Raw genomic sequence first — 7,424 nt, forward strand, 5'->3', positions numbered from 1 at the left:
GGTCGCGGCGACGGGCGTACCGGGGGCGTCCTGTCGGGCGAGCCGGAGATCCTTGGCCGCCAACGAGATCGCGAAGTTCCCGCCCGCGGTGCGCAGCCGTTGCACCGCCCCGCCGAGCGGCCCACCGGCCAGCACGTCGAGCGCCACGTCGCGGTCGACGCCGACCGAGTCGGCCACGGTCAGGCTGTCGTGCAACGCCGCCAGCGCGGTCACCATCGCCGTGTTGTTGACGAGTTTCACCGCCGAGCCGGTGCCGATCGGGCCGGTGGGGCGTACCTTGCCGAGCGGGCGCAGCACCGGCTCGGCCGCGGCGACCGTCTCCGCCGACCCGCCCGCGAAGACGACCAGCGTCCCGGCTTCGACCGCGTTGACGCTGCCGCCGACGGGGGCGTCGAGGAGGCCGACGCCGGCTGGGAGGCGGTCCGCGATCTCGCGTACCTCGTCGGGGCCGATCGTCGACGTCTGCACCACGATCGTGCCCGGCCGCAGGCTCGGGGCCGCCGCGTCCAGCGCCGCTCGCACGGCGGTGGCGTCGGTCAGCATCGTGACGACGAAGTCGGCCCCGTCGGCCGCCTCGGCCGGCGTCGCGGCGATCTTCGCCCCGTCCGCCGCCAGCGGCTCGGCCCGTTCGGGACTCCGGTTCCACACCCGCACCCGGTGGCCCGCCCCGATCAGGCGGCGTGCCATCGGCGTACCCATGCGGCCGGTGCCCAGCAGTGCGATCTCGCTCATGACCTTGACGCTAGGCGGGGCGCAGCCATGCCACCAACGAATCTCCGGAATACGACCCATGCGTGGATAGCATGGATGAGTGGAGACCCAACTGCTCGAGGTATTCCGGACCGTGGCCCGGCTGAAGTCGATCACGGCGGCGGCGCAGTCCCTGCGCTACACGCAGTCGGCCGTCTCCCGGCAGATCGCCGCGCTGGAGGCGGAGCTGGGCGTACGCGTCTTCGACCGGCTGCCACGTGGCGTGGAGCTGACCGCCGAGGGCCGGGAGTTCCAGCCGTACGCCGAAGCCGTGCTCGACCGCCTGGCAGCGGCCCGGCGCGGACTGGACGATCTTCGCGGGCTCGGCAGCGGCCGCCTGCGCGTGGGCGCCTTCCCGACCGCGGTCGCCGCCCTCGTCCCCCGGGCCTTGGCGGGCTTCCGGACGGCGTACCCGAACGTTCGCCTGTCGCTTGTGGAGGGCCTGACCCCCCGCCTGCTGGACCGGCTCGCGGCCGGGGACGCCGACGTGGCCGTGGTGAGCACGTCGCCGGTCGACGAGTTCGAGACCGAGCGCTTCGAGCTGCACCACCTGCTCGACGAGCGCCTGCTCGTGGCGGTCCCCCGCGATCATCGGCTGGCCCGCCGCCGCACGGTACGCCTCGCCGAGCTGGCCGAGGACGCGTTCATCGCCGGCTCCGCGACCGCCGAGAACACCCTGCTACGCGCGAGCCTGCCCAGCGGATTCGAGCCGCGGATCGACATCGTGGCGGCCGAGTGGACGGGCAAGTTCGGCTGCGTGGCCGCCGGGCTCGGGGTGGCGCTGGTGCCGGCCTTGGCCACGCGGAGCATCCCGGCGGACATCACGTTGTTGCGCCTGGACAAAAAGGACGAATCAGTCCGGCAGATCTACGCCGCGACCCTCGCCGGGCGGACGCGCCCACCGGCGGTGGTGCGCTTCCTCGACCACCTCGACGAGGTCGCGGCGACGTTCCGCTAGTACTCGGACAAATGCACGTGATTCGTGTGCTCGGCGGCCGGACTGCCGCTGCCGCTGTACGTTCGCCAACCCGAGCTGGGCAGCCAGATCTTGCGGAACCAGATCACGTAGAGGACGCCGAGCCGATCGGCGTTCTTGACGAAGAACGCGGCGAGGTTGTTGCCGTATGTCTTGTCGGCCCCGCTGGCGACTCCGCCGAAACCACTCTTCGCGGCGGCGAAGTCGCAGGCCCGGCCTTTCGGGTGTTCACCGTGATCGTCGACGCGGTAGCAGGAGACGTAGTGGTTGAAGCCGGCCGCTTTGGCCTGCTGCAAGGCATGCAGTGTACGCGGGGTGATGCAGCCGCTGGTGGTGGGATCGTCGACGGAGCACGACTCCTTGGGCCATGACCCGTCCGAGTTGCGCGGTGCCGGTTTCGCCGTCTTCACCAGACCTGTCGGGCCGCTCGTCGAGGTGCCGTAGCCCGCCGCGGTCAGTGCGTCCTCAGCCTGCTTCTTGCGGGCGGCCATGATCGCGACCTGCTTCTTCTGCTGGTCGATCTCCTCGGCCAAGGTCGCCTTCGCCGCGGTCACCCGGTCCCGGGCTCGAACCATGTCCCGTAATGTGCCGTCTTCGTTGGCCGTGACGGCGTTCAGGGTGAACACGCGCTCCACGAAGTCGTCCGGCGACTCGGCGCCGAGCAGCGCGGAGACGGTGCCGAGCCGGCCCGCCTGGTACGCCGCGGCCGCCATCGCGCGTACCTTCGTGACCTTGTCGGCGTGATCGGCTTCCAGCTTGGTGAGTTCGCCGGTGAGCTGCGTCTGCCGCTGCGTCGAGCGGTCGAGCGCGGTCTTGGCGTCGAGGTAGCCACGGCTGGCCTCGTCCAGCGCCTTGCGCAACTTCGCGGACGCGCCTTCGGAGTCGCTCGGCTCGGCGTAGCCGGGCGTCGAGCCGACCGCGAAGACCGCCGAGAACATCACGGCGAGTAACGCGAAAACTATGGATCGTCGTCGAGCCGGGGTCGTCAGCCTCATCTGGGGGATCGGTCCTTCCGTCTCCGCCGGCCGACTCCCCGGCTGCTCATCCAGGCGTGAGCAGCACATCATCGAATGGTTCGACGGCGGCAGCCACCGCCGACACAGGGGGTGTCGCCTGACGGCGGCCGTGACCGAGGGTACCGGGCAACCGCCGAAGGCTCCACCCGAAAGCGTCAGCTCACAACAGTGTGAACGTCAGCTCACCAGCCCGTTGAAGAAATCGCCGACCCCGTTGGCCATGTCGAGCAGAACCTCTCCGATGCTCTTGACCAGGTTCGCGGCCGCGGACGGGCGGTACGCGACGAAGAAGATCAAGAAGGCGATCGCGATCCAGCTCAGGTACTTCTTCACGAACCTGGCCTCCCTTCGATAGCGGAACGCGATCGACCAATGTCACCGCGTCACTACCCACTATGACTCAGTCGAAAGATCTTCGCACCCGACCGATGAGTCTGCATCGCCGGATCGGTCTAACCAAGCAGAAAACCCAAAGCCGTGGTGTCGAGAATCCGCCATTGACTTCGACCCGGATTCGCCAGACGACACGCGAACGCTGTAGGAGCACGAAATGAACCGGATCGCCACGAACGCCCGACAGTCCACTCTCGACGGGGATCTGCGCCGTCGCGTCACCGGCACGGTGCACACGGCCGGCAGTGCGGCGTACGAGGCGCTGAGACGGCCGCTGCGGGCCGATCTCGACCCACGCCCATCCGTGGTAGTGGAAGCCGCCAACGTCGCCGACATCCGCTCCTCACTCCTCGCGGCGCGGCAGCATGGCGTACCGCTGGCGGTCCAGGCGACGGGCCACGGCACGCACGTCGCCGCGGACGACGCCGTGCTGCTCAAGACCACTGGAATGACTGCGGTGCTGGTGGACCCGGCGCGGCGGATCGCCCGCGTCGGCCCCGGCACACGCTGGAGCGAGGTGCTCACGGCCGCGGCGCCGTTCGGTCTCGCGCCGCTCTCGGGCAGCTCGCCCACCGTGGGCGTCACGGGCTATACGCTGGGTGGCGGAGTGGGCTGGCTCGCACGCCGCTTCGGTTTCGCCGCCGACAGCGTGGTACGCGCACAGGTGCTGACGGCCGACGGACGGCTGCTGACCACCGGACCGGATCAGTACCCGGACCTGTTCTGGGCGCTGCGCGGGGGCGGCGGCGGCTTCGGCATCGTCACCTCGCTGGAGTTTCAGCTCTACCCCGTCGACCAGGTCACCGCCGGATTCCTTTATGTACCCCTTTCGGGGGAGGCGATCGCGTTCTACGAGACCTGGGCCTCGACCCTGCCCGACGAGCTGAGCACCGCCCTGGTCGTACGCCGCATGCCGGCCGCCGACGACGTGCCGGCGGCGCTCCGCGATCGCAGCGTGATCATGCTGAAGGTGCTGCACTCCGGGGATCCCGCGCAGACCCGGTGCCTCCTGGCGCCGATGCTCGCGGCGGCTGGACCCGTTCTGCAGGACGAGCTGCGCGTCCTGCCGTACGCCCAAGCCGCGATGGGCGGCACCGCCGCTCGCCACCTCGACTTCTTCCCGGCTCTGCCGAGCGCGGCGATCGACGAGCTGCTCGCCGTCCACCACGCGACCGGGTCCACCGTGGAGATCCGCCACTGGGGCGGCGCGATGGCCGACGCCGGCCCGGACGCCGGCCCCGCCGGCCACCGCGAGGCGCCGTTCTCCGTGATCCTCGACACGCCGCAGCCCGACACCGCCGCCCGGCTGGCCGCGTACGGAATCGGCGGGACGTTCCTCAACTTCCTCGCCGACACCGGGCGTACCGCGACCGCCTTCTCCGCCGAGAACCTGCGGCGGTTGCGGGACGTGAAGCGGTTCTACGATCCCGAGAACTTCTTCCGCCTCGGCCACACCGTCGCCGCCCCGGCGGCCCACCCCCTTCGTCGCGCCGCCTGACCCCGCGTGCCCACCCATGATCAGCGGAAGTTTCGCGGTGCCATAACCCCACGAAACTTCCGCTGATCATGTGGCACCCACGTGCGCTAGACTGACCCCATGTACGCGGTGGAGCAGCGAGCTAGCTGCGCCGAGCGGGAGTCCGGGGACCTCGTCCTCGCCTGATCTTCCGGCCCGGCTCGGCGAGTCCTGCCTGTCTTCCTCCTTCCACCGCATCGCGCCGCAGACGGCTGTCTCTTCAGCAGCGGCGAGGAGCCCGTCGGGGCTTCTGTGAGCGCATCGCGGCCTGTCCCAGAAGAGGCCGAGCCATGCTTTCCACCGACATTCGCCGTACTTTCCTCGATTTCTTCGCGGATCGCGATCATCCGGAGATCCCGTCGGCGTCGCTGATCCCCGAGGACTCCCAACTCCTGCTCGTCAACGCGGGGATGGTGCCGTTCGCGCCGTACTTCCTGAGCCGACGACAACCGCCGCATCCACGCCTCATGTCGCTGCAGAAGTGTCTGCGTACGGTCGACATCGAGCGGGTCGGCAAGACCACCCGGCACGCGACCTCTTTCGAGATGCTGGGCAACTTCTCGTTCGGGGACTACTTCAAGGACGAGGTCGTCCCGTGGGCGTACGAGCTGCTGACCGAGGGCTATGGGCTCGACCGGGAGCGGCTGTGGATCACCGTTCTCGACGGCGACGACGAGACCGTCGAGCTGTGGCGGCGCCTGGGCTTTCCCGACGAGCGCATCCAGCGGCTGGGCGTCGAGGACAACTATTGGTCGATGGGTCTGCCGGGTCCAGGCGGTCCCAGCTCGGAGATCTTCTACGACCGGGGCGAGCGGTTCGGTCTCGGCGGCGGCCCAGCGGTCAACAAGGAGCGCTTCCTGGAGCTCTGGAACCTCGTCTTCATCCATCAGCTGCGCGGCGACAGCGACTACGACATCCGCGGCGAGCTGCCCGCGCGCAACATCGACACCGGACTCGGGGTCGACCGGCTCGCGCTGGTCCTGCAGGACCGCGCGTACATCTGCGAGACCGACCTGCTGTCGCCCACGTTGCGGCGGCTGCAGGAGATCACCGGCGAGGACTACCAGATCGCGCCCACGCGCTCACAGACGTCCTTCCGCATCGTCAGCGACCATCTGCGCGCGGGCGCGTTCCTGATCGCCGACGGGGTGCTGCCCGGCAACGAGGGTCGCGGCTACGTGGTGCGCCGGCTTCTCCGCCGAGTGGTACGCCACGGGCGTCTCCTGGGTATCGACGGTCCGTTCCTGGGCGACCTCGTCGGCACGGTGATCGAGAACCTCGGCGGCCAGTGGCCCGAGCTGATCACCCGGCGGCCCGTGATCGAGCAGGTCGTCGGCCGGGAGGAGGAGGCGTTCGACCGCACGGTACGCCAGGGCACCCGGCTGCTCGACGTGGCGATCCTGTCGGCGAAGCCGGGCGGCGTGCTGCCCGGAGCGACGGCGTTCGAACTGCACGACACGTACGGGTTCCCGGTGGACCTGACGGCGGAGATCGCGGAGGACGCGGGGCTCTCACTGGACCGGGACGAGTTCGGGCTGCTCATGCAGGCGCAGCGGCGGCGGGCGCGGGACGCGCGGTCGGCCGGCCCGTCGGCGGACGAGGTCTACCGGGAGCTGCTGGGCAAGCTCGGGCCGACCGAGTTCTTCGGCTACGACCAGCTATCCGGGGAGGCGCGCGTTCTGGGCATCGTCAGCCTCGGCGTCGTCAGCGGCGGCGGTGACGTCGCGGTCGCGACCGAGGGCGACCGGGTGGAGGTGATCCTCGACCGCAGCCCGTTCTACGCGGAGGGCGGCGGTCAGGTCGGCGACTCCGGCGTGCTGCGTACGCGGGACGGCGGGGTGATCCGGGTCGACTCGACGAAGGCGGTCGGGGACGGCCTTTACGTCCACTCCGGACAGATCAGCTCCGGCGTCGTCAGCGTGGACGACGAGGTCTTCGCGGAGGTCGACGGCGTACGCCGAGGGGCGACCGCGCGGGCGCACAGCGCGACCCACGTGCTGCACGCGACGCTTCGGGAACACCTGGGCGAGCACGCGCAGCAACACGGCTCGCTGGTCGAACCGGGCCGGCTGCGATTCGACTTCACCCACTTCGACGCGGTCGGGCCGGATCAGCTCGCGGCGATCGAGGAGCAGGTCAACGAGCGGCTGCTCAGCAACCCCGAGGTACGCGTCTGGCACGCGACCCGGTCGGAGGCGGAGCGGGCGGGCGCGACCGCGCTGTTCGGCGAGAAATACGGCGACACCGTACGCATCGTCGACATCGGCGACTTCTCCCGCGAACTGTGCGGCGGTACGCACGTCGGCTACGGCAGCCAGGCGGGCCCCGTCCGGCTGCTCGGCGAGGAGTCCGTCGGCGCGGGACTCCGCCGCGTCTCGGCGCTCGTCGGCCTGGACGCGTTGCGCCACGCGGATCGGGAACGCCGGGTGCTCGGCGAGGTGACCCGGCTCCTCGGGTCGCCCACGGACACCGTGGTGCAGCAGTTGACGGTCAAGCTCGGGGCGCTCTCCGAGGCGGAGAAGCAGCTTTCGGCGTATCGCCGCCGTGAGCTGGATCTGCTCGGCGGCGAGCTCGCGACGCGGGGCGAGCCGTGCGGGTCCGGCCGGATCGTGGTCCGCCGGGTGACCGGCGTGGCGGGCGACGAGCTGCGCGGCCTGGCGTCCGACGTGCTGCGGCGGCTGCCTCAGCCGGGCGCGGTGGTGCTGGGCCTGACCGACGGCGAGCGCGCGCAATTGGTCGCGGCGGTGAGCAGCGGCGAGGCGGTCGAGCTGCT

General features: G+C 70.5%; 6 protein-coding genes. 3 read left to right on the forward strand and 3 right to left on the reverse strand.

The annotated features are described in order from the left end of the window. Positions 1-732: NAD(P)-dependent oxidoreductase (locus AB0M47_RS41465; RefSeq protein WP_363424192.1), on the reverse strand; the 732-nt coding region annotated here is incomplete at its 3' end. Positions 733-811: 79 nt separating this feature from the next. Between AB0M47_RS41465 and AB0M47_RS41470 the strand changes: the two genes are divergently transcribed. Then, positions 812-1,708: a LysR family transcriptional regulator gene (locus tag AB0M47_RS41470; protein ID WP_253756131.1), complete on the forward strand. Its 897-nt coding sequence runs from the start codon at positions 812-814 to the stop codon at positions 1,706-1,708. On the opposite strand, the gene AB0M47_RS41475 is transcribed toward AB0M47_RS41470, so the two are convergent. Both AB0M47_RS41475 and AB0M47_RS41480 read right to left on the reverse strand, forming a co-directional pair. Then, the gene (locus AB0M47_RS41475; protein ID WP_253756133.1) at positions 1,705-2,721 is read right to left on the reverse strand and encodes a hypothetical protein; all 1,017 of its coding nucleotides are present in this window, start codon (positions 2,719-2,721) and stop codon (positions 1,705-1,707) included. The two genes, AB0M47_RS41470 and AB0M47_RS41475, sit on opposite strands and share 4 nt — an antisense overlap. A 198-nt stretch (positions 2,722-2,919) precedes the next feature. Then, positions 2,920-3,075, reverse strand: a complete 156-nt coding sequence (locus AB0M47_RS41480) for a hypothetical protein (protein WP_253756135.1) — start codon at positions 3,073-3,075, stop codon at positions 2,920-2,922. Positions 3,076-3,292: 217 nt separating this feature from the next. Between AB0M47_RS41480 and AB0M47_RS41485 the strand changes: the two genes are divergently transcribed. Both AB0M47_RS41485 and alaS read left to right on the forward strand, forming a co-directional pair. Beyond that, positions 3,293-4,633 carry an FAD-binding oxidoreductase gene (locus AB0M47_RS41485; RefSeq protein WP_363424197.1) on the forward strand — a complete coding sequence of 447 codons (1,341 nt, stop codon included), beginning with the start codon at positions 3,293-3,295 and terminating at the stop codon, positions 4,631-4,633. A 308-nt stretch (positions 4,634-4,941) separates the two neighbouring features. Then, positions 4,942-7,424 (forward strand): alanine--tRNA ligase (gene alaS, locus AB0M47_RS41490; RefSeq protein WP_363424200.1); only part of this gene is annotated, 2,483 nt, incomplete at its 3' end.

The organism is Hamadaea sp. NPDC051192 (genome assembly GCF_040682475.1).
Classification (GTDB): domain Bacteria; phylum Actinomycetota; class Actinomycetes; order Mycobacteriales; family Micromonosporaceae; genus Hamadaea; species Hamadaea flava.

Coding starts and splice junctions, on each gene's coding strand:
- AB0M47_RS41475 (WP_253756133.1), bottom strand. CDS start 2,721: ATGAGGCTGACGACCCCGGCTCGACGACGATCCATAGTTTTCGCGTTA.
- AB0M47_RS41485 (WP_363424197.1), top strand. CDS start 3,293: ATGAACCGGATCGCCACGAACGCCCGACAGTCCACTCTCGACGGGGAT.